This is a genomic window from Streptomyces sp. NPDC002403, assembly GCF_053593015.1.
In genome coordinates this window covers 137,877-160,583 of the sequence record NZ_JBSFBQ010000005.1, presented here as the reverse complement: position 1 = coordinate 160,583, position 22,707 = coordinate 137,877, and the positions used below count along the sequence as shown (strand labels likewise).

The following is a 22,707-nucleotide window of genomic DNA, read 5'->3' as shown; positions in this document are numbered from 1 at the left end:
TTCGCCCTTCTCCGCGTACGGTCAGGACTCCAGCGCCACCGGGCCGGCGGTCACCGGCTCCGCGTTGCGCCGGGTCTTCGCCCAGCCGTTGCGGCCGCGCAGCATGCGTACGAAGGCCCGCGCCGAGACGACGAACAGGTGGTACGCGTACAGCCACAGCGCCAGGCCCCACAGCAGCGACCTGGCGAACGAGGCATCGGGGGCGTGGTCCCGGCGGTAGACCGGGCCCCACAGCACGAACGGCGCGATCGACACCGCCGCCAGCACCAGCATCAGCGGCCACTGGTCCAGCAGGGCCGCCGCCCCGTGCGCGTCCTGCCCCCGGACCAGGCCGACGGCGAGCACACCGAGGACGAGCACGGTCAGTGCCAGGGTCACCAGATGGGCCAACGGCTGGACGAAGGTGTACAGGGTCTCCAGCACTCCGCGTCCCGGGATGTGACGGGACGCGACGATCCGGGGCGCGTAGCGCACGCACTGCAGGTTTCCCTGCGCCCATCGGGTGCGCTGGGTCAGCAGCCGGCGGGCGCTGGGCAGCGCCTCCTGGGAGACCCAGGTGTCGGCGACATGCGTCGTGCGGTACCCGGCCAGCAGCATGTGGAGGCCCAGCTCGTAGTCCTCCAGGAGGGCCCCCCGGCGCCACGGGCGGCGTTCGGCCTCGCCGATCCGGTCGAGTGCGCCGAGCCGGGTGAACTGGCCGTTGCCGCCGAGGCCGGTGGAGCCCGTGCGGTTGCGCAGCAGCTGCATGCCGGCGTTGGAGACCGCGAACTCCATGTCCTGCACCCGCACCAGGACCCGGGCCGCGGCGTTCACCAGGCGCCCGCGCTCCGGGAAGGGCCGGCTCTCGCCCGCATTGCGCATCCGCACACCGATCTGCACACCGCCGACGTCCGGATCGCCGAACGCCGCGGGGCCCGACACCAGCTCCAGGGCGCGCGGGTCGAGCTGCCCGTCCGCGTCCACGACACAGACGACCACCTTCGAACGGTCGGTGCCCTCCGGCAGGAACGCCCCGAGCCGGTCGTACGCGGCGTTGAGTGCGGCGCCCTTCCCGGTCCTGGCGTCCGGACGTCGGCGCCGGACCAGATGCACCCGCGGGTCGTCGGCGGCGAGAGCCGCGACGACGGCGCCCGTGCCGTCCTCGCTGTCGTCGTCGATCACCCAGACGTCCGCCGCCGGGAAGCCGGTGCGCAGCCGGGTCACGGTCGTGCCGACGACCGCCTCCTCGTCCCGGCACGGCACGAAGAAGTGCCAGTCGAGCAGGGAGGCGTCACCGGGCACGACCGGGGAACGGCGCAGATACGACCGGCGGGCCCCCGCCCAGTAGAGCAGGAAGCCCAGCAGGAGGACGAAGGGATGGACGACCAGGACGGAGGTGGACGGGTCGGGCATGGCTGCCTCCTTACGACGGCGCGACGGCGGGACGGCAGGTCAGGCGGCGAGCGCCGTCGAGGACCCGGCGGACTCGGCAGACGTGGCGGACCCGGCGGACTCGGCGGCCGAGGCGACGAGCCGTGCGATGCGCTCGGCGGCGAGACCGTCGCCGTACGGGCTGGGCAGCCCGGCCAGCCGCCGCAGCCCCCGGTCGCCCTCCGCGAGCCGCAGGCGCGCCAGCCGCCCGAGCTCGGGGCCGGGAGCCACGAGATCGGCGAAATCTGCCATCGACTCGGGGCGCTCGGTGGAACGGCGGACCACGACCAGCGGGCGGCCCAGTACCGTGCACTCCTCCTGGATGCCGCCCGAGTCGGAGACCAGCAGCGCGGCATGGCGGGCCAGCGCCAGGAAGTCCCCGTACCCGAGCGGTTCCAGCACCCGGATGCCGTCCAGCAGCCCGTCCAGCCGCTCCGCCTCGATCCGGGCGCGGGTGCGCGGGTGGAGGGGGAGCAGGACCGGGATCTCGTCGGTGGCGAGGGCGGCCAGCTCGGTGAGGACGGTGCGCAGCGTCGCCGAGCCGTCGGTGTTCTCCGGGCGGTGCACGGTGGCGAGCACGTAGCGGTCGCGGACGAGCCCGTGCCGGGCCAGCAGCGCGGTGCGCCGTCCGTCGCCGGGCAGGTGGCGCCGGACGGCCTCGACGACGGTGTTGCCGGTGACGGAGATCCGGTCGGCGCCGATGCCCTCGGCGAGCAGATTCGCCCGGTTCTCGGGGGTCGCCGCACAGAGCACGTCGGAGACCGCGTCGACGAGGACGCGGTTGTGCTCCTCCGGCATCGCCGGGTCGTGGCTGCGCAGTCCGGCCTCGACGTGGACGAGGGGGATCGCCCGCGCGTTGGCGGCCAGCGCGCCCGCCAGGGTGGCGTTGGTGTCGCCCTGGACGACGACGGCGGCGGGCCGGTCCCCGGTGAACAGCGCGTCCAGTTGCTCCAGCGAGCGGCCGATCTGCACGGCGCGCGAGGTGCCGCCGATGCTGCTGAGCACCTCGGGGCGGGGCAGCCCCAGTTCCTGGAGGAACCGTCCCGACATGGCGTCGTCCCAGTGCTGGCCGGTGTGGATCAGCCGGGTGGCCTCGCCGAGGCGGTGGATGACGGGCGCCAGCTTCACCAGCTCGGGCCGGGTGCCCAGAACCACGGCGACGGAGCGGGCGGGCAGTGCGCTGTACATGGGTGTTCCGTTTCCTCTCGCCGTCTCCGGCCCGGTGGGGGAGGGACCAGAGTGGGCGAGAGCGGTGGCGGAACCGGTGTACGCGGGTTGCAGCCGGGTTGCGGCGCGGCCGGTCCGCGCCGGCGGGGACCTCTGTCCGGGACCTTGGACCCGCGAGGGGCACCGGACGAAGGGTCCTCCTGCCCGGGTCCCGGCCGGACCTCAGTCCCGGCCGGGCCGCCGCGGACCGGCGGCCGCCGGGAGGTAGCGGTACCCCACGCCCCGTACGGTCTCGATGGGCGCCGCCGCACCGGTCGTGCCGGTGATCTTCCGGCGCAGCCGCAGCACCGTGTACTTCACCCGCGAGGCATCGCTGCCCACCGGCACGTCCCACACCATCCGGAGCAGCCGGTCCGCGGAGAGCACCTGCCCGGGATGGCGGGCGAGCACGGCCAGCAGGGCGAACTCGATCGGGGTGAGGTCGAGCCGGTGCCCCGACAGGACGGCCTCGTGCGTACTCAGGTCCAGGGTGAGCAGACCGTCCTCGACGACGGACGCGGCCCCGGGCCCGGCGTCGGCGGCGCGTCGCAGCCGGGCCCGCAGCAGCGGCAGGTGCAGCCGGCCGGACAGCTCGGGCGTCAGGTAGTCGTCGGCCCCGGCCTCCAGTGCGCGGACGGCGTCCGCCTCCCGGTACGTCCGGTCGACCACCGCGATCGGCAGGTCGCTCATGTCCCGCACCCGGCTCAGCACCTCCCACGGATCGAGGCCGGGCAGCCGGAGGCTGAGGATCAGGCCGTCGGGGCGGTACTCGTACAGGGCGCGCAGCGCGCTCTCGCCGGTCCGGACGACCAGCGTCTCGTACCGCGGGTCGGCGGCCAGCCGGACGAGCGCCGGGTGCAGGCCGTCGGGCGCGGCGATCAGGATCAGGGGACGGGGGCGCACACTTCCCACCATGCGCCCGCTCGGCGCGACATGCCGACAGCGGTCCCGGCGCGGGTGATCCCGGCCCGCCACCGGGCGCTGCGTGCGATGTCCGTGGCCATCCGTAGACTGGCACCGTGAGTGAGCCCCGCCCTTCCGACCGGCACGACAACTCCGATTCCGACGACGCCTTCGCGGAGATCGTCGACGAAGAGACCCAGCGCGACCCCGACCTGGCGGTGATCGAGGCCGGGAGCCGCACGCTGCGCACCCGCTCCGGACCGCCGCAGGGTGACGAGGTCCCGGCCCGCCCCGCCGACCCCGAGGTGGACAAGGCGCTGCGCGCCGTGGAGCAGGAGCTCGCCGGGCGCTGGGGCGAGACCAAGCTGGAGCCCTCCGTCACGCGCATCGCCGCGCTGATGGACGTGCTCGGCGACCCGCAGCGTGCCTACCCCTCGATCCACATCACCGGGACCAACGGCAAGACGAGCACGGCCCGCATGATCGAGGCGCTGCTCGGCGCCTTCGACCTGCGTACCGGCCGCTACACCTCGCCGCACGTCCAGTCGATCACCGAGCGGATCAGCCTGGACGGCTCCCCGATCGACCCCGAGCGGTTCATCGAGGCGTACCAGGACATCAAGCCGTACGTGGAGATGGTCGACGCCCAGCAGCCGTACCGGCTCTCCTTCTTCGAGGTGCTGACGGGCATGGCCTACGCGGCCTTCGCCGACGCGCCGGTCGATGTCGCGGTGGTCGAGGTCGGCATGGGCGGCAGCTGGGACGCGACCAACGTCATCGACGGCTCGGTCGCCGTCGTCACACCCATCTCGCTGGACCACACCGACCGGCTGGGCACCACGCCCGCCGAGATCGCCGGCGAGAAGGCCGGGATCATCAAGCAGGGCGCCACGGTCATCCTCGCCCAGCAGCCGGTGGACGCCGCGCAGGTCATGCTGAAGAAGGCCGTCGAGGTCGACGCCACGGTGGCCCGCGAGGGCATGGAGTTCGGCGTCGTCTCCCGCGAGATCGCGGTCGGCGGGCAGCTGCTGACGCTCCGCGGCCTCGGTGGTGCGGCCACCGAGTACACAGAGGTCTTCCTCCCGCTGTACGGCGCCCACCAGGCGCACAACGCGGCGGTGGCGCTCTCCGCGGTGGAGGCCTTCTTCGGGATCGGCGCCGAGCAGCCCGGTTCGCTCGACGTCGACACGGTCCGCCGGGCCTTCGCCTCGGTGATCTCCCCGGGCCGCCTCGAAGTCGTCCGCTCCAGCCCCACCGTCGTCCTGGACGCGGCGCACAACCCGGCGGGTGCCCGCGCCACCGCCGACGGCATCTCCGAGGCCTTCGGCTTCTCCCGGCTGATCGGCGTGGTCGGCACCAGCTCCGACAAGGACGTCAAGGGGCTCCTCGAAGCCTTCGAGCCGATCTTCGCCGAGGTCGTCGTCACACAGAACTCCACCGCCCGCGCGATGGACGTCGACGAGCTGGCCGCCGTCGCGGTCGAGGTCTTCGGCGAGGACCGCGTCCAGGTGGAGCCACGTCTGGACGACGCCCTGGAGGCGGCGATCACCCTCGCCGAGGAGGAGGACGAATACGCGGGCGCCGGTGTTCTGGTGACCGGCTCCGTGATCACGGTCGGCGAGGCCCGGCTGCTCCTGGGAAGGCGCTGACCCATGCGTACGCTCTGTGCATCCACGCTGATCGGCGAGTTCTTCGTGATCGGCTTCGCCGGACTCGTCGCGATGAAGTCCGACGACCTGACCGGTGCCACGGTCTGGACGGTCTGCGGCATCGGCATGCTGCTCTCCGTGCTGCTCTGCGGAATGATCACCCGCCGTGGCGGCATACAGCTCGGCTGGGCGCTGCAGATCGCCCTGGTGCTGAGCGGCTTCGTCGTCCCGATGATGTTCATCCTCGGCGTGGTCTTCGCCGGTCTGTGGTGGGCCTCGGTGCACTACGGCCGCAAGATCGACGAGGCGAAGGCCCGCTGGGCGGCGGCGCAGGAGGCGGCCGAGTCCCCGGCCGGCGGCTGACGCGGTGCCCGTCGGCCAAACCCGGCCGCCGGCCCGTCCCCGTACCCCTGTAGCCTCGGTTCACCGCACCCGCATGCCTGCAAGGAGCCGCACACCATGACCCAGCGCACCCTCGTTCTCCTCAAGCCCGACGCTGTCCGGCGCGGACTGGTCGGCGAGATCGTCGGGCGGATCGAGCGCAAGGCAGGCTGGCGGATCACCGCACTGGAGCTGCGCACCCTCGACCGTGCCACGCTGGAGCAGCACTACGCCGAGCACGTCGGCCGTCCGTTCTACGAGCCGCTCGTCGAGTTCATGCAGTCCGGTCCGATCGTGGCGCTGGTCGCCGAGGGCGAGCGGGTCATCGAGGGCATCCGTACACTGGCCGGCCCCACCGACCCGATCGCCGCCGCGCCCGGTTCCATCCGCGGCGACTTCGGCACGATCACCCGGGAGAACCTCATCCACGCCTCGGACTCCGAGGAGTCCGCGGAGCGGGAACTGAAGCTCTTCTTCCCCGGAATCGCCTGATCACCGATCAGCCGAACAGCGCTCAAGACCTGGGGCGACCGAATTAATTCGGTCGCCCTTCGGTATAGGGTCCGGGATCGCGGGAACGCATCCCTCCGACGTAACGTCACCATGAGTGGAACGGCCACCCGTTCCGCCCACAATGGCGAAGGACCCTCGCGCGGTGTCCGTCATTGCGGCACTACGATGGAATCTTCCACGCCCGCCGCGCTCACCTCGCCGACCAGAACAAGCCACATCGCTTTCTCGGAAGGCCCGACGCATCCTCATGGGGAACAAGGGGAACTCAATGTCGTTCATCGGCCGTGACATGGCTATCGACCTCGGGACTGCCAACACGCTGGTGTACGTCAGGGGGCGCGGCATCGTTCTGAACGAGCCGTCCGTCGTGGCCATCAACACCAACACCGGCGGCATCCTGGCGGTCGGCTCCGAGGCCAAGAAGATGATCGGGCGTACACCGGGCAACATCGTTGCCGTACGGCCCCTGAAGGACGGCGTGATCGCCGACTTCGAGATCACCGAGCGGATGCTCCGCTACTTCATCCTGAAGATCCACAAGCGTCGCTACCTGGCCCGCCCGCGGGTCGTCGTCTGCGTGCCCTCGGGCATCACCGGGGTCGAGCGACGCGCCGTGATCGAGGCGTCGACGCAGGCCGGCGCGCGCCAGGTGCACATCATCGAGGAGCCCATGGCGGCGGCCATCGGCTCCGGACTGCCGGTCCACGAGGCCACCGGCAACATGGTCGTCGACATCGGTGGCGGCACCACCGAGGTCGCGGTCATCTCGCTGGGCGGAATCGTCACTGCCCAGTCGATCCGGGTCGCCGGTGACGAGCTGGACAACGCGATCATCCAGCACGTCAAGAAGGAGTACTCGCTCCTCCTCGGCGAGCGCACCGCCGAACAGATCAAGATCACGATCGGTTCGGCCTACGACATGGACAAGGACGAGCACACCGAGATCCGCGGCCGCGACCTCGTCTCCGGACTGCCCAAGACCGTGGTCATCTCGGCCGCCGAGGTCCGCAAGGCCATCGAGGAGCCGGTCAACGCGATCGTCGACGCCGTGAAGACCACGCTCGACAAGTGCCCGCCGGAGCTCTCCGGCGACGTCATGGACCGCGGCATCGTCCTGACCGGCGGCGGCGCGCTGCTGCGCGGACTGGACGAGCGGCTGCGCCGCGAGACCGGCATGCCGATCCACATCGCGGAGGACCCGCTGGACTCGGTGGCCCTCGGATCCGGCAAGTGCGTCGAGGAGTTCGAGGCGCTCCAGCAGGTGCTGGACGCGCAGCCCCGCAGGTGAACAGCCCCGCGGGCGAACCACCCCGCGGGTGAACAACACAGCGGTCCGCTGCACGGAACACTGCCGCTCCGTACGGCTGATCGTTGATATACAGGCACGAATATTCCGACGAGGAAGGCACGGCCGCCGCACGTGAGGGACACACGAGAGAGCCGGCTGCTCCTGGTGCTGCTGATCGCCATCGCGTTCGCTTTGATCACGGTGGACATCCGCGGGGGCGAGGAGTCACCGGTGGACGGCGCCCGGCGGGCCGCCGCAGCGGCCTTCGGGCCGGTGGAGAACGGCGTCGCGGCAGCCGTCGACCCGGTGGGCAACGCCATAGGGGCGGTACGCGACTCCGGGGAACGGCACAACCGGATCGCCGAGCTGGAACAGCAGAACGCCGCGCTCAAGACGAAGCTCGGCAGCGACGACCGCAACCGCAACAGGGTCCGCGAGCTCGACCGGATGCTGAAGAAGTCGGCCGCCGGACAGTACGGCATCAAGGGCGCCGAGGTCATCGCCATAGGAGCGGCCCAGGGCTTCTCCTGGACGGTCACCATCGACGCGGGTTCCAACGACGGAATCAAGCGCGACATGACCGTCATCAACGGCGACGGACTGGTCGGCCGGGTCACCACCGTGGGCCCGGACGCCTCCACGGTGCTCCTCGCCAACGACCCCGACTTCACCGTCGGCACCCGGATGGAGAAGACCGACGAACTCGGCTTCGCCACCGGCCAGGGCTCCCGGCCGCTCTCCGTCCAGTTCCTCAACGGCAAGGCCAAGGTGAAGAAGGGCGACCGGCTCGTCACCTTCGGCTCCAGCAAGGACAAGCCCTTCGTGCCCGGCGTCCCGGTCGGCGAGGTCGTCCGGGTCGACCCGTCCGGCGGCGGCCTGACCCGTACCGTCTACGTCCGCCCGTACGTCGGCTTCACCAAGCTCGACATCGTCGGTGTCGTGGTCCAGGCCCCGCGCGAGGACCCCCGTGACATGGTCCTGCCGAAGCAGCCGGCCAAGCCCGCCAAGCCGAAGCCGACCCCCACCGTCACCGTCACGATCTCGCCCAACGGCGACATCGTCGACACCGAAGGAAACGTCGTCGGGAACATCCACGAGAGCCCGGACCCCAGCAACAGCCCGGACCCGAACGGCACTGCGGACGCCACACCGAACACCGGCACCGCGGTCAACGAGCAGAGGTAGAGCTGATTCCCATGCGTTTGAACCGGATTCTGCTCTCCGCCGTCCTGGTCGTCGTCGCCCTCGTCGTCCAGGTCTCCGTGCTGGCCCGCCTCCAGCTCCCCGGCGCCGTGCCCGACCTGCTGCTCCTCGTCGTCCTCGCTCTCGCCTTCGTGTACGGACATGTCAGCGGCGCCCTCATCGGTTTCGGCGCGGGGCTCCTCGCCGACCTGGCACCGCCCGCCGACCACGCCGCCGGGCGCTACGCGCTGGTCCTCTGCGTCATCGGCTACCTCGCGGGACTGGTGAAGCCGGAGAACGGGCAGCTGAAGTCGGCGATGGTCCCGATGATCGGGGTGGTCGCCGCGGCGATCGGATCGACCCTGCTGTACGCGCTGGTCGGCGCGCTCGTCGGGGACACGGCGGCCCGCCATGTCGGCCTCGGCAGCCTGCTGTTCACCGCCGCCGTCTACGACCTGCTCCTGGCCCCCTTCGTCGTACCGCTCATCATGGCCGTCGCCAGACGCACGGTGAACGACCCGCTCGCCGAGACCTCCGGCGGCGGGGACGTGGCCGCGGGCTGGCTCGCCTCCGGCACCGGACTGCGGATCGGCGGCCAGCGCGGCGGACTGCGTGTCAAGGCCGCCCGCAACCGCGCGGCCCGCGCCGGACGCATCAAGGGGGTCAAGCGACTGTGAGGCCGCACCGCAGCCAGGACACCCCGCACACCTGCGGCCCGACCACCACCGGGGGCGCCCCGTGACCAACATCCCCGAGACCGGCCGGACCCAACGCGTCCAGATCCGACTCGTCGTCATCCAGGTGCTCGTCTTCTCCCTGCTGCTCACCCTCGGCGGGCGCCTCTGGTACCTCCAGATCCGCAACGGCCAGGAGTACAGCGACGAGGCGAAGAACAACCACGTCCAGCAGGTCGTCCAGCCCGCCGTCCGCGGCTCCATCCTCGACGCGCGCGGCGTGCCCCTCGCCGACAACGAGACCCGGCTGGTGGTCTCCGCCAGCCGCACCGAGCTGATGAAGATGGAGGACGACGGCAAGAGCGTCCTGACCCGGCTCGCCGGCGTCCTCGGCATGAAGCCCAAGGAGGTCCTCGACAAGGTCCGGCTCTGCGACTCGAAGACGCCGCAGCCCTGCTGGAACGGCTCGCCGTACCAGCCGATCCCGGTCACCGACGAGGCCACCACCCAGCAGGCCCTCACGATCCGTGAACGCGCCGAGGACTTCCCCGGCATCACCGCCGAGCCCACCGCCGTACGCCGGTACGGAGAACCCGGCAAGGCCAACACCGCGCAGGTGCTCGGCTACCTCTCACCGGTCACCGACGGCGAGATCACCAAGGCCCAGAACACCGACTCGCCGTACCTCCGCTCCGACCAGGTCGGCCGCTCCGGCCTGGAGCGCACCTACGACAAGGAGCTGCGCGGCAAGGCGGGTGTCACCCGTTACGAGGTCGACAACCTCGGCCGGGTCATCGGCGAGGCGAAGAACGACAAGGCGGAGCCCGGCTCCAGCGTCGTCACCTCCATCGACGCCCGGGTCCAGGCCGTCGCCGAGTACGAGCTCAACGAGGCCATGAAGACGGCCCGTCAGTCCTTCGACAAGAACACCGGGGAGAACTACAAGGCCGACTCCGGCGCCGTCGTCGTCATGGAGGCCAAGACCGGCCGCGTCGTCGCGATGGCCTCCCTGCCCAACTACGACCCCAACTCCTGGGTCGGCGGCATCTCCGCCAAGGACTACGCCAAGCTCACCGGCAAGAAATCCAACTTCCCGCTGCTGAACCGGGCCATCCAGGGCCAGGCCGCCCCCGGCTCGATCTTCAAGGTCATCTCCTCGACCGCCGCGGTCAACGCCGGATACCCCTTCGACGGCCACTACCCCTGCCCCAGCTCGTACAACGTCGGCGGCCAGACCTTCAAGAACTTCGAGTCCCAGGGCTACGGCGACATCACCATCGGCCGCGCCCTCGAAGTCTCCTGCGACACCGTCTACTACGGCATCGCGCACAAGGAGTGGCTGAAGGACGGCGGGATGAACCCCAAGAAGAACGCCAAGGACTGGTTCTACAGGACCGCCCACCAGTTCGGCCTCGGCAAGGAGACCGGCATCGACCTCCCCAACGAGGTCAGCGGCCGGGTCCCCGACCGCAAGTGGAAGCAGGACTTCTACAAGGCGAACAAGGACGCCTGGTGCAAGCAGGGCAAGAAGGGCGGTACGTACGTCGAGCAGATCGCGTACGAGAACTGCCTCGAAGGCGACAAGATGCGCGCCGGTGACTCCGTCAACTACTCGATCGGCCAGGGCGACACGCTCGTCACCCCGATCCAGATGGCCACCATCTACGCCGCGATCTCCAACGGCGGCACCCTGTACAACCCCACCGTCGGCAAGGCGATCGTCAGCGGCGACGGCAGGACCGTCCAGGAGATCAAGCCCGAGTCGCACGGCAAGCTGCCCTTCTCGCGCAAGACCCGCAACGAGATAGACGGTGCCCTCGCGGGAGTCGCGACCCGCGGTTCGGCCGCCTGGCGGTTCGGCGGCTGGCCGCAGGACAAGATCCCGATGCACGCCAAGACGGGTACGGCCGAGGTCTACGGCAAGCAGACGACCTCCTGGTTCGCCACGTACACCAAGGACTACTCGATCGTCATGACGATCTCCCAGGGCGGTACGGGCTCCGGTGCGTCCGGGCCCGCCGTGCGCAACATCTACGACGCCCTCTACGGTCTCGACGACTCCGGCAAGCAGGACCTGAAGAAGGCGCTGCTGCCCACCCCGCAGAAGTCCCTGCCCAAGATCCAGCAGGACGGCTCGATCGACGCCCCGGAGATCAAGCCCTACAACCCGGACTCGCAGAAGACCCCGGAGGAACAGACCCTCGCCGCGGCCCTGGGGAGGCGCGACTGATGGCCGGCTTCTCCGTCCAGCGGTACGCCCCCGAGCGCTCCGCCTGGGGCAAACTCACCGCCCGCGACTCCCTCGTACGCAAACTCGACTGGCCGCTGCTCGGGTCCGCGATCGCGCTCTCCTTCATCGGCTCGCTGCTGGTCTACTCGGCGACCCGGGGACGCGACTCGCTCACCCACGGCGACCCGTACTACTTCCTCTTCCGCCACGCCCTCAACACCGGCATCGGCTTCGCCCTGATGGTCGGCACGATCTGGCTCGGCCACCGCACGCTGCGCGGCGCCGTCCCGATCCTCTACGGCCTCTCGGTGCTGCTGGTGCTCGCCGTGCTCACCCCGCTCGGCGCCACCGTCAACGGCGCCCACGCCTGGATCATCATCGGCGGCGGCTTCTCGCTCCAGCCGTCCGAGTTCACCAAGATCACCATCATCCTGATCATGGCGATGCTGCTCGCCGAGCGCGTCGACGCGGGCGACCAGCTCCATCCCGACCACCGGACCGTCGCCAAGGCCCTCGGTCTGGCGGCCGTCCCGATGGCCGTCGTCATGGGGATGCCGGACCTCGGCTCCGTGATGGTCATGGTCGTCATCGTGCTCGGTGTGCTCCTCGCCTCCGGCGCGTCGAACCGGTGGATCGCCGGACTGCTCGGCGCGGGCGTGGCCGGTGCCATCGCGATCTGGCAGCTCGGCCTGCTCGACGAGTACCAGATCGCCCGCTTCGCCGCCTTCGCCAACCCGGCGCTCGACCCGGCGGGCGTCGGCTACAACACCAACCAGGCCCGCATCGCGATCGGCTCCGGCGGCCTCTCCGGGACGGGGCTCTTCCACGGCACCCAGACCACCGGCCAGTTCGTCCCCGAGCAGCAGACCGACTTCGTCTTCACCGTCGCGGGAGAGGAGCTCGGCTTCCTCGGCGCCGGGCTGATCCTCGTCCTGCTCGGCGTCGTCCTGTGGCGGGCCTGCCGGATCGCCCGCGAGACGACCGAGCTGTACGGCACGATCGTCGCCGCGGGGATCATCGCCTGGTTCGCCTTCCAGGCCTTCGAGAACATCGGGATGACGCTCGGCATCATGCCGGTCGCCGGACTGCCGCTGCCGTTCGTCTCGTACGGAGGGTCCTCGATGTTCGCCGTCTGGGTGGCCGTCGGGCTGCTCCAGTCGATCAGGTTGCAGCGGCCGATAAGCGCCTGAGCCGGTGCGCGAGCACTGCCCATTCGCGTACAACACGTCTAGATTCGGTTCATGGCGGACTCGAAGCGTGAGATCGAGCGGAAGTACGAAGCCACCACGGAGACCCGGCTCCCGGACCTGAGCCGGGTGGCCGGGGTCTCGGCCGTCGCCCACCGGGGCGTCAGCGAACTGGACGCCGTCTACTACGACACCGAGGACCTCCGGCTCGCGGCGGACTCCCTCACCCTGCGCCGCCGCACCGGCGGGAGCGACGCCGGCTGGCACCTCAAGTTCCCGGTCGCCTCCGGCATCCGGGACGAGCTGCGGGAGCCGCTCTCCGACACCCTGCCACGCTCCTTCGCGGGGCTGCTGCGCTCCCGGGTCCGCGACCGCGGCCTCGTCCCCGTCGTCCGGCTGGTCTCCGCCCGCGACGTCCACCACCTGCTCGACGCCGACGGCGCTCTGCTCGCCGAGATCAGCGTCGACCGGGTGCGGGCCGAGCGGCTGACCGGCGGCGACGCCACGGCCGCCTGGACCGAGATCGAGGCCGAACTCGCCGACGACGGCGACCCCGCCTTCCTCGACGCCGTGGAGCGCGGGCTGCGCAAGGCCGGGATCCGCCCTTCCGCGTCCCCGTCCAAACTGGCCAGGGCACTCGCCGAGACCACGCCCGAGCCGAGCGGGAGCCCCGCCGCGCGGGCCCGGCGGACCACCGCGGGCGACCATGTCCTCGGCTACATCCGGCACCAGGCCGAGGCGATCGTCGCCCTCGACCCCGCCGTCCGCCGCGACCTGCCCGACTCCGTGCACCGGATGCGGGTCGCCACCCGCAGGCTGCGCAGCGCGCTGCGGACGTACCGGAAGATCCTCGACCGCGGGGTCACCGACCCGGTCGGCGACGAGCTGAAGTGGCTGGCGGCCGAACTCGGCATCGAGCGCGACCAGGAGGTGCTCGACGCCCGGCTGCGCGCCCTCCTCGACGGCCTGCCCCGCACCCTGGTCCTCGGCCCGGTGCGCGGCCGGCTCCGGACCTGGTCGGCGGCACGGCTGGGCGGCTCCCGCCGCCGCACCGTGGCCGTGCTCGACGGGAAGCGGTACCTGTCACTCCTGGAGAGCCTCGATGTCCTGCTCGCCGGCCCGCCCCTGCTGCCCGCCGCCTCCCGGGCACCCGGGCGGGCGCTGCCCCGGGCCGTGCTGAAGGAGTACCGGCGCCTCGCGGCCCGGGTCGGGCACGCCCTGGAGCTGCCGCCCGGCCACGACCGGGACGTGGCCCTGCACGAGGCCCGCAAGGCCGCCAAACGTGCCCGGTACGCGGCGGAGGCGGCCCGGCCCGCGCTCGGCAGGCCCGCCAAGCGGTTCGCCGGACGGATGAAGGCCGTCCAGAGCCTCCTCGGCGACCACCAGGACAGCGTGGTGGCCCGCGAGGCGCTGCGCACCCTGGCCGTCCAGGCGCACGCGGCGGGGGAGCCGGCCTTCACCTGGGGACTGCTGTACGGACGGGAGGAGGCGGCCGCCGCGGCCGGCGAACGGGAGCTGCCGGCGGTGTGGGAGCGGGCCTCGCGGGCGGAACTGCGGACGGCGCTGGAAGGCTGAGCATCGGGGTACGCTTGATGGTCACCCTTGCCGGCTCTCGAAAGTTCGCGATGTCTGTCGATTCGGTCTTCCCACAGCTCGAAGCTCTGCTCCCGCATGTGCAGAAGCCCATCCAGTACGTCGGCGGTGAGCTGAACTCCACCGTCAAGCCGTGGGACGAATGCGACGTCCGCTGGGCACTGATGTACCCGGACGCGTACGAGGTCGGGCTCCCCAACCAGGGCGTCATGATCCTCTACGAGGTACTCAACGAGCGTCAGGGCGTCCTCGCCGAGCGCACCTACAGCGTGTGGCCGGACCTCGAAGAGCTGATGCGCGAGCACCAGGTCCCGCAGTTCACCGTGGACAGCCACCGCCCGGTCAAGGCGTTCGACGTCTTCGGGCTCAGCTTCTCCACCGAGCTCGGCTACACCAACATGCTCACCGCCCTGGACCTCGCGGGCATCCCCCTGGAGGCCCGGGACCGCGGTCTCGACGACCCGATCGTCCTCGCGGGCGGCCACGCCGCCTTCAACCCCGAGCCGATCGCCGAGTTCATCGACTGCGCGGTCATCGGCGACGGCGAGCAGGCCGTCCTGGAGATCACCGAGATCATCCGCGCCTGGAAGGCCGAGGGCCGCCCCGGCGGACGCGAGGAGGTGCTCTTCCGCCTCGCGAGGACCGGCGGTGTCTACGTCCCGGGCTTCTACGACGTCGAGTACCTCCCGGACGGGCGGATCGGCCGTGTCGTGCCCAACAAGTCGGGCGTGCCGTGGCGGGTGTCCAAGCACACCGTGATGGACCTCGACGAGTGGCCGTACCCGAAGCAGCCCCTCGTACCGCTCGCCGAGACCGTCCACGAGCGGATGTCCGTCGAGATCTTCCGCGGCTGCACCCGCGGCTGCCGTTTCTGCCAGGCCGGCATGATCACGCGCCCCGTGCGGGAGCGAAGCATCACCGGCATCGGCGAGATGGTCGAGAAGGGACTCAAGGCGACCGGCTTCGAGGAGGTCGGCCTGCTCTCGCTCTCCTCCGCGGACCACACCGAGATCGGTGAGATCGCCAAGGGCCTCGCCGACCGGTACACCGAGGACAAGATCGGCCTCTCGCTGCCGTCCACCCGCGTCGACGCGTTCAACGTGGACCTGGCCAACGAGCTGACCCGCAACGGCCGCCGCTCCGGGCTCACCTTCGCCCCCGAGGGCGGCTCCGAGCGGATGCGCAAGGTCATCAACAAGATGGTCTCGGAAGAGGACCTCATCCGGACCGTCGCCACCGCGTACGGCAACGGCTGGCGCCAGGTGAAGCTGTACTTCATGTGTGGTCTGCCCACCGAGACCGACGAGGACGTCCTCCAGATCGGCGACATGGCGGTCAACGTCATCGCCAAGGGCCGCGAGGTCTCCGGCCAGAACGACATCCGCTGCACCGTCTCCATCGGCGGCTTCGTGCCCAAGCCGCACACACCGTTCCAGTGGGCCCCGCAGCTGAGCGCCGAGGAGACCGACGCCCGGCTCACCAAGCTCCGCGACAAGATCCGCGGCGACAAGAAGTACGGCCGCTCCATCGGCTTCCGCTACCACGACGGCAAGCCCGGCATCGTCGAGGGCCTCCTCTCGCGCGGCGACCGCCGCGTCGGCTCCGTCATCCGCGCGGTCTACGAGTCCGGCGGCCGCTTCGACGGGTGGCGCGAGCACTTCAGCTACGACCGCTGGATGACCGCCGCCGAGAAGACGCTGCCCGAGTACGGCGTGGACGTCGACTGGTACACCACCCGCGAGCGTTCCTACGAGGAGGTCCTGCCCTGGGACCACCTGGACTCCGGCCTGGACAAGGACTGGCTCTGGGAGGACTGGCAGGACTCGCTCGACGAGACCGAGGTCGAGGACTGCCGCTGGACCCCGTGCTTCGACTGCGGCGTCTGCCCGCAGATGGACACCAGCATCCAGATCGGCCCGACCGGCAAGAAGCTGCTGCCGCTGTCGGTCGTGAAGTAGCCGCCGCGTCCCCGCAGATGACAGATGAGTGACGAAGGCCCGGCCCGGTGAACTCCCGGCCGGGCCTTCGCGTCGTTCACGGCATGGACTACGGCGAACACAGGGCCCCGGCGGAGTACGAAGCCGGTGAGGGCTGTCTGACCACGTTGATCCGGATCCCGGTACGGATCGTGGTGCTGGTCGTCGTCCTGCCCGTACGGATGGTCTGGGACGCCCTGGTGGTGGCGGGCCGTGCCCTCGACCGGAGCCTGCTGCGCCCGCTGGGGCGTGCCCTTTCCTGGCTGTTCGGGACGCTGGTGGTGGCACCCGCCGGATGGCTGTACGAGTCGGTGCTCACTCCGCTCGGGCATGCGCTGCGGTGGGTGGCCGGGGCGGTCTTCGTGTGGCCGTGGGTCGCGCTCTGGCGGTATGTGCTGGTGCCGGGGGTGCGGCACGGGCTGGTGATGCCGATGGTGTGGCTGTACGGGTCGGTGCTCACGCCGCTCGGGCGCGGGCTGCGGTGGGTGTACCAGGCGTTGCTCACGCCTGCCGGACGCGGGATCCGCCGGGCCGTCGGCCTGCTTCTCACGGTGGTCCTCGTCCGGCCGGTGACCGGACTGTGGCGGTACGTCGTGGTGCCGCTCGCCCTCGGCGCGACCTGGCTGGCCGAGCACCTGGTCGTACGGTCCCTGGGGTGGCTGTACCGGGAAGTGCTCACCCCGCTCGGTCACGGCGTCGGCCGGCTGCTGGACGGGCTGGCGCGCGGGATCTCGGCCACCGGGTCCGGGCTGTGGGCGGCGGTGGTGTGGCTGGTCAGGACCTTGCTGGTCGCGCCGCTTCACTGGCTGTACCGGCGGGTCCTGTCCCCGGTGGGCCGGGAGATCGCCGCCGCGTTCGGCATCGCCTGGCAGGTCGCGGGGTACATCTCGCGGGCCGTCGGCCGGGCCGTCGCCTGGCTGGCCCGGCATCTGGTCGGGGCGCCGGTGGCCTGGGCCTACCGCACGGTCTGCACACCCGTGGGTCATTTCCTGCGCGATCGGATCTGGGCCCCGGCCGGGCGCGCCGCCGTCGAGGCCGGACGCACGGCCCGCTCGGCGCTGCGCTCGGCGCGCGAGACCGTACGCCAGGCACGCCGCGACGCATGGCGGGCCCTGGTCGGCGGGCCGGGGGTGGCCGAGCCCCGGGAACCGGGGAGGCCTGTTACGCGTACTCTGGGTAGTACAACGACTGTGCCCAGCGTGGCGCCCGAACCAGAGATCTCCTCGCCCGGAGGGAAAAGAGCCGAGCGGGGGTGAGCCGGACCGGACACCCCGGGCCACCCGCATTTCGAGGGCGGCGCCCCACCGCGTCCGCCCCGCACCGAGGAGAAGAACCACTGGGCAAGCGACAGCCCGAAGGCCCGCCGCCCGCACCGGCGGTGCAGCGCATCCGACTGCGCTACACCAAGCGCGGCCGCCTCCGGTTCACCAGTCACCGTGACTTCCAGCGCGCCTTCGAGCGGGCACTGCGCCGCTCCGAGGTGCCCATGGCCTACTCGGCCGGCTTCACCCCGCACCCGAAGGTGTCGTACGCCAACGCCGCCCCGACCGGCACGGGCAGCGAGGCCGAGTTCCTGGAGATCGCCCTCACCGAGGCCCGCGATCCGGCCGTTCTGCGGGAGCTGCTCAACGGCTCGCTGCCGGACGGTCTCGACATCACCGACGCCGTGGAGGCCCGTACCTCGGGTCTCGCCGACCGGCTGACCGCCTCCGTCTGGGAGCTTCGTCTCGACGGTGTCACCGCGGCGGAGGCGGCCGAGGCCGTGGCCGCCTTCAACAAGGCGGAGACCGTCGAGGTCCAGCGCCGCGCGAAGAACGGCATGCGCACCTTCGACGCCCGTGCCGCCGTGGTCGAACTGCAGGCTCTTGATCCACAGGCTGATAGGCCCGAGGACAGGCCCTGTGCGATACTGCGGCTGGTTGTTCGGCACGTGACACCTGCCGTGCGACCTGACGACGTCCTGTCCGGTCTCCGCGTTGTGGCCGACCTGGCGCCGCCGGTCCCCGCAGCGGTGACCAGGCTGGCGCAGGGGCTCTTCGACGAGGAGTCCGGCACGGTGACCGACCCGCTCGCGCCCGACCGCGAGGCAGCCCCGGCCGCTCCACCCACGGCCACCGGGACCGCCGTCGCGACGGCGCCGGAAGGTGCAGGTTCCGCGTAAGGCGGTCGTTGCAGCGCAGCCTCCGACTCGGGAGCCATCCCGTTCGGGCCGCGCGATGACCCATAAGACTTTCGCCAGGCCGTACGCACAGCGCGTACGGAACCGGCGAGCCAGACATTGAGCTCCCGTGCGGCGCCCGCGCCCCGGACGGCGGAGCCGCGTACATCGCGCGGACCGTGCCGGACCGGAACCAGACGCGGCGCCCGGGAGCCTGACGGGAGAACCGCCCGCATGCCCCAGTCCAACGAACCCGGCACGACCGGGAACGCCGAAGAGAACAACGCACCCGGCGACAAGCTGCCGCCGCGCCGCAGGCGCCGCGCAGCGTCCCGCCCGGCCGGTCCGCCGGTGGCGGAGGCCCAGGGCGCAGCCGCCGAGGCGGCCGCGCCGGCCATACCGGCCGTTGACGCCGCAGTGTCCGACAGCACCACTGCCGACGCCGGAAGCGCCGCGTCGGCGGAAGCCGCGCCGCCCGCTCGTACGCGTCGTCGCGCCGTCCGCAAGGCGACGGCCCCGGCGGGTGCGCCGCAGGCCGCAGAGGCCGTGGAGGTCGTCGAGGCCGCCGCAACGGCCGCCGAGCCCGTGGCCGAGGCACCGGTGGAGGAGGCGCCCGCGCGTCCGCGCCGTCGTGCGGTCCGCAAGGCGACCTCGTCGGCCGGTGCGCCGAAGGCCGCCGAGGTCACCGAGTCCGCCGCGCCGGCCGTCGAGGCCGAGCCCGTGGCCGAGGCACCGGTGGAGGAGGCGCCCGCGCGTCCGCGCCGTCGCGCCGTCCGCAAGGCGACGGCCCCGGCGGGTGCGCCGAAGGCCGCCGAAGCCGTGGAGATCGTCGAGGAAGCGCCGGCCGTGGCCGAGCCCGAGCCGGCCGCCGAGGCCGTCGAACCCGAGCCCGCAGCGCCGCGCGGCCGTACCCGGCGCCGGGCATCGGCACCTGCCGGTGCGCCGCAGCCCGCCGAGGCGCCTGCCGCGCCTGCGGAACCCGCCGTGGCCGCCGAAGAAGAGGCCGTCGAGGAAGAGGCCGCCGAGGAGCAGGTCGTCGAGCCCGTCGAGGCTCCGCGCGGCCGTCGTCGTGCGGTCCGTAAGGCGACCTCGCCGGCGGGTGCGCCGAAGGCCGCCGAAGCCGTGGAGATCGTCGAGGAAGCGCCGGCCGTGGCCGAGGAGCCCGCCGCCGAGCCCGCCGAGGCCGAGGGCACCGCGCCGCGCGGCCGTCAGCGCCGCCGGGCCACCGCCCCCGCGGGCCGGCCGGAGTTCACCGCCAAGGCGGAGGAGCCCGTCCGCAAGAGCCGCCGTGCCGAGCGCCCCGCCGTGGCCGTGTTCCAGGCGCCGGTCTTCGCCGAGCCGATGTTCCAGACCCCGGAGACCGCGGCCGCCGCCGCTGCGGCGTCGCGCTACGAAGAGGTCGAGGAAGAGGCCGAGACGGTCGAGGAGCCGACGGCCGCCGTCGAGGCCCCGGCCGCCGAGGCCGCGCCGCAGGCCGGTTCGCGTCGCCGTCGCCGCCGTCGCGGTGAGGCCGTCGAGCCCGAGCAGGCCGCCGCCCCCGTGGTGGAGGAGCCCGCCGAGGAGGAGCCCGAGCCGGAGCACGAGGCCGAGGCCGAGCGCGAGGGCGACGAGACGGACGAGTACGGGGACCGGCCCTCGCGCCGTCGCCGTCGCGGAGGCCGTCGCCGTCGTCGTGGCGAGGTCAGCGAGGGCGAGGAGGCCGCGGAGCAGAACGCCGACGAGGCCGCCGCCGAGCACGCCGAGGACGAGCAGGAGCACGCTCAGGAGTCCGAGGAGGAGGACGAGGAGCACGAGGCGTCCGCCGCCGGGTCGAGCAGCAGCCGCCGTCGGCGCCGTCGCCGTCGCCGCAGCGGGGACGTCTCCGCCGACGCCGACAACGGCACGGACGACCCGGAGCGCACGGTCGTCAAGGTCCGTGAGCCGCGTAAGAAGGAAGAGCGGGAGCCCGGCACCGGCTTCGACGAGGTCCAGTCCATCAAGGGCTCGACCCGTATGGAGGCCAAGAAGCAGCGCCGCCGCGAGGGCCGTGAGCAGGGCCGCCGCCGCGTCCCGATCATCACCGAGGCCGAGTTCCTGGCCCGCCGCGAGGCCGTGGAGCGGGTCATGGTCGTCCGCCAGAACGGCGAGCGCACCCAGATCGGCGTCCTCGAGGACAACGTGCTCGTCGAGCACTACGTCAACAAGGAGCAGGCCACCAGCTACGTCGGCAACGTCTACCTGGGCAAGGTGCAGAACGTACTGCCGTCCATGGAGGCCGCCTTCGTCGACATCGGCAAGGGCCGCAACGCGGTGCTCTACGCCGGTGAGGTGAACTTCGAGGCACTCGGCATGGCCCACGGGCCGCGCCGTATCGAGACCGCGCTCAAGTCCGGCCAGTCCGTCCTCGTCCAGGTGACCAAGGACCCGATCGGCCACAAGGGCGCCCGTCTGACCAGCCAGGTCTCGCTGCCCGGCCGCTACCTGGTCTACGTGCCCGAGGGCTCGATGACCGGCATCAGCCGCAAGCTGCCCGACACCGAGCGGGCCCGGCTGAAGACCATCCTCAAGAAGATCGTCCCCGAGGACGCGGGCGTCATCGTCCGTACCGCCGCGGAGGGCGCGAGCGAGGACGAGCTGCGCCGCGATGTCGAGCGGCTCCAGCAGCAGTGGGAGGACATCCAGAAGAAGTCGAAGAGCACCGGCAGCTCCAATGCGCCGACCCTGCTCTACGGCGAGCCGGACATGACCGTCCGGGTCGTCCGCGACATCTTCAACGAGGACTTCTCCAAGGTCATCGTCAGCGGCGACGACGCGTGGGAGACCATCCACGGCTACGTCTCGCAGGTGGCGCCCGACCTGACGGACCGCCTGTCGCGGTGGACCTCCGAGGTCGACATCTTCGCGACGTACCGGATCGACGAGCAGCTGATGAAGGCGCTGGACCGGAAGGTCTATCTGCCGAGCGGCGGCTCGCTGGTGATCGACAAGACCGAGGCGATGGTCGTCGTCGACGTCAACACCGGCAAGTTCACCGGTCAGGGCGGCAACCTCGAAGAGACCGTCACCAAGAACAACCTGGAGGCGGCCGAGGAGATCGTGCGCCAGCTGCGGCTGCGCGACCTCGGCGGCATCGTCGTGGTCGACTTCATCGACATGGTGCTGGAGTCCAACCGGGACCTGGTGCTGCGGCGCCTGCTGGAGTGCCTGGGACGCGACCGTACGAAGCACCAGGTCGCCGAGGTCACGTCGCTGGGCCTGGTCCAGATGACCCGAAAGCGGGTGGGCCAGGGCCTGCTGGAGTCCTTCTCCGAGACGTGTGTCCACTGCAACGGGCGCGGCGTGATCGTGCACATGGAGCAGCCGACCTCGATCGGCGGCGGCGGCAGCGGCAAGCGTTCCAAGAAGCGCGGCCGGGGCGGCGCGGACCACGAGCACGTGGCCGGGGCCGAAGCCGTGGCAGAGGTCGAGACCGAGACCGAGACCGAGGCCGAGGTGGCCGCCGAGGTGGCCGCACCGGTGGCGCTGCCCGAGCCGGAGTTCGTCCCGGACGAGGAGCTGTACAGCAGCCCGGCGGAGGCCGAGGCGGCCGCCACGCGCGGTCGTGGGCGTCGCCGTGCGACCCGTAAGGCGACGGCCCCGGCCGGTGCCCCGAAGGCCGCGGCCGCACCCGCTGCCGCCCCGGCCGTCGAGCCGGAGCCGGTCGTGGTCGCGGAGCCCGAGCCGGCCGTCGAGCCGGAGCCGGTCGTCGAGACCCCGGCCCCGGTGGTCGAGGAGGCACCCGCGGCCGAGGCCCCGCAGGGCCGTACGCGCCGTCGGGCGACCCGTAAGGCGACCGCCCCGGCGGGCTCCCCGGCCCCGGCCGAGCAGCCGGAACCGGTCCGGGTCGCCGAGCCGGTCGAGCAGCCGGCCGAGGCCGTCGAGGCCCCGCAGCCCGAGGCCGCACCCGAGGAGGTGGCCCCCGAGGCCGCCCCGCCGCGTGCGCGTCGCCGGGTGACCCGCAAGGTCACCGCCCCCGCGGGCTCGCCCGCAGGTGCGGACGGTGCGGAGGTCGTCGTGGTGACCGGCCCGGCCGAGCCGAAGCCCGAGGCCGAGCCGACGCCCGACGCCGAGACCGCGGAGGCGGCGGCCCCGGCCAAGAAGGCGGTCCGCAAGACCGCCAAGAAGGCCACGGCCAAGAAGGCGGCCACCAAGAAGACGGCCGCCAAGAAGACCGCGGCGAAGAAGACGACGGCGAAGAAGGCGGCGGCCAAGAAGACCGTCGCCGCGGAGAAGCCGTCGAAGTCCGCAGTCCCGGCCGACGCCGAGGTGTAGGCGACAGCGCGGCCCGTACGGCCACGGAGGCCTCCTCCGCGGCCGTACGGCGCGGTTCGACGGCCGG

At 71.9% G+C, this 22,707-nt stretch carries 16 protein-coding genes; 13 read left to right on the top strand and 3 right to left on the bottom strand.

What is annotated here, in order from left to right; genetic code table 11:
- Positions 1 to 21: 21 nt before the first annotated feature.
- The 3 genes from ACWCPY_RS08665 to ACWCPY_RS08655 all read right to left on the bottom strand — a co-directional run bounded on the left by ACWCPY_RS08665 (position 22) and on the right by ACWCPY_RS08655 (position 3,519).
- A complete protein-coding gene (locus ACWCPY_RS08665; protein ID WP_451263610.1) occupies positions 22 to 1,392 on the bottom strand; it encodes a glycosyltransferase family 2 protein in 1,371 nt (456 codons plus the stop codon).
- Between the two features lie 39 nt (positions 1,393 to 1,431).
- Positions 1,432 to 2,598 (bottom strand): non-hydrolyzing UDP-N-acetylglucosamine 2-epimerase, encoded by a 1,167-nt coding sequence (gene wecB / locus ACWCPY_RS08660; RefSeq protein WP_451263609.1) that lies wholly within the window; start codon positions 2,596 to 2,598, stop codon positions 1,432 to 1,434.
- A 201-nt stretch (positions 2,599 to 2,799) separates the two neighbouring features.
- On the bottom strand, positions 2,800 to 3,519 hold the full coding sequence (locus ACWCPY_RS08655) for a response regulator transcription factor (protein WP_451263608.1): 720 nt from the start codon (positions 3,517 to 3,519) through the stop codon (positions 2,800 to 2,802).
- A 116-nt stretch (positions 3,520 to 3,635) separates the two neighbouring features.
- Between ACWCPY_RS08655 and folC the strand changes: the two genes are divergently transcribed.
- The 13 genes from folC to ACWCPY_RS08590 all read left to right on the top strand — a co-directional run bounded on the left by folC (position 3,636) and on the right by ACWCPY_RS08590 (position 22,640).
- Positions 3,636 to 5,168, top strand: a complete 1,533-nt coding sequence (folC, locus tag ACWCPY_RS08650) for a bifunctional tetrahydrofolate synthase/dihydrofolate synthase (RefSeq protein ID WP_451263607.1) — start codon at positions 3,636 to 3,638, stop codon at positions 5,166 to 5,168.
- A 3-nt stretch (positions 5,169 to 5,171) separates the two neighbouring features.
- Positions 5,172 to 5,531, top strand: a complete 360-nt coding sequence (locus tag ACWCPY_RS08645) for a DUF4233 domain-containing protein (protein WP_451263605.1) — start codon at positions 5,172 to 5,174, stop codon at positions 5,529 to 5,531.
- Positions 5,532 to 5,627: 96 nt separating this feature from the next.
- A complete protein-coding gene (gene ndk, locus ACWCPY_RS08640) occupies positions 5,628 to 6,041 on the top strand; it encodes a nucleoside-diphosphate kinase (RefSeq protein WP_072483627.1) in 414 nt (137 codons plus the stop codon).
- A gap of 289 nt (positions 6,042 to 6,330) precedes the next feature.
- Entirely contained in the window at positions 6,331 to 7,350 is a 1,020-nt protein-coding gene (locus ACWCPY_RS08635) for a rod shape-determining protein (RefSeq protein ID WP_124717728.1), read from the top strand.
- A 132-nt stretch (positions 7,351 to 7,482) separates the two neighbouring features.
- Positions 7,483 to 8,535, top strand: a complete 1,053-nt coding sequence (gene mreC / locus ACWCPY_RS08630; RefSeq protein ID WP_451263604.1) for a rod shape-determining protein MreC — start codon at positions 7,483 to 7,485, stop codon at positions 8,533 to 8,535.
- A gap of 11 nt (positions 8,536 to 8,546) precedes the next feature.
- Positions 8,547 to 9,209, top strand: coding sequence for a rod shape-determining protein MreD (gene mreD, locus ACWCPY_RS08625; RefSeq protein WP_451263602.1), 663 nt, complete (start codon positions 8,547 to 8,549; stop codon positions 9,207 to 9,209).
- A gap of 61 nt (positions 9,210 to 9,270) precedes the next feature.
- On the top strand, positions 9,271 to 11,436 hold the full coding sequence (gene mrdA / locus ACWCPY_RS08620; RefSeq protein ID WP_451263601.1) for a penicillin-binding protein 2: 2,166 nt from the start codon (positions 9,271 to 9,273) through the stop codon (positions 11,434 to 11,436).
- Positions 11,436 to 12,626: a rod shape-determining protein RodA gene (gene rodA, locus ACWCPY_RS08615; RefSeq protein ID WP_451263599.1), complete on the top strand. Its 1,191-nt coding sequence runs from the start codon at positions 11,436 to 11,438 to the stop codon at positions 12,624 to 12,626. Before mrdA ends, rodA begins: the two co-directional genes overlap by 1 nt.
- Positions 12,627 to 12,677: 51 nt before the next feature.
- Positions 12,678 to 14,198 (top strand): CYTH and CHAD domain-containing protein, encoded by a 1,521-nt coding sequence (locus ACWCPY_RS08610; protein ID WP_451263598.1) that lies wholly within the window; start codon positions 12,678 to 12,680, stop codon positions 14,196 to 14,198.
- Positions 14,199 to 14,248: 50 nt separating this feature from the next.
- Entirely contained in the window at positions 14,249 to 16,174 is a 1,926-nt protein-coding gene (locus tag ACWCPY_RS08605) for a TIGR03960 family B12-binding radical SAM protein (protein WP_451263597.1), read from the top strand.
- 83 nt (positions 16,175 to 16,257) lie between these two features.
- Positions 16,258 to 17,448: a hypothetical protein gene (locus ACWCPY_RS08600; RefSeq protein ID WP_451263596.1), complete on the top strand. Its 1,191-nt coding sequence runs from the start codon at positions 16,258 to 16,260 to the stop codon at positions 17,446 to 17,448.
- Positions 17,449 to 17,570: 122 nt separating this feature from the next.
- Entirely contained in the window at positions 17,571 to 18,353 is a 783-nt protein-coding gene (locus ACWCPY_RS08595) for a TIGR03936 family radical SAM-associated protein (protein WP_451263595.1), read from the top strand.
- 231 nt (positions 18,354 to 18,584) lie between these two features.
- Positions 18,585 to 22,640 carry an Rne/Rng family ribonuclease gene (locus ACWCPY_RS08590; protein ID WP_451263594.1) on the top strand — a complete coding sequence of 1,352 codons (4,056 nt, stop codon included), beginning with the start codon at positions 18,585 to 18,587 and terminating at the stop codon, positions 22,638 to 22,640.
- Positions 22,641 to 22,707: the final 67 nt, after the last annotated feature.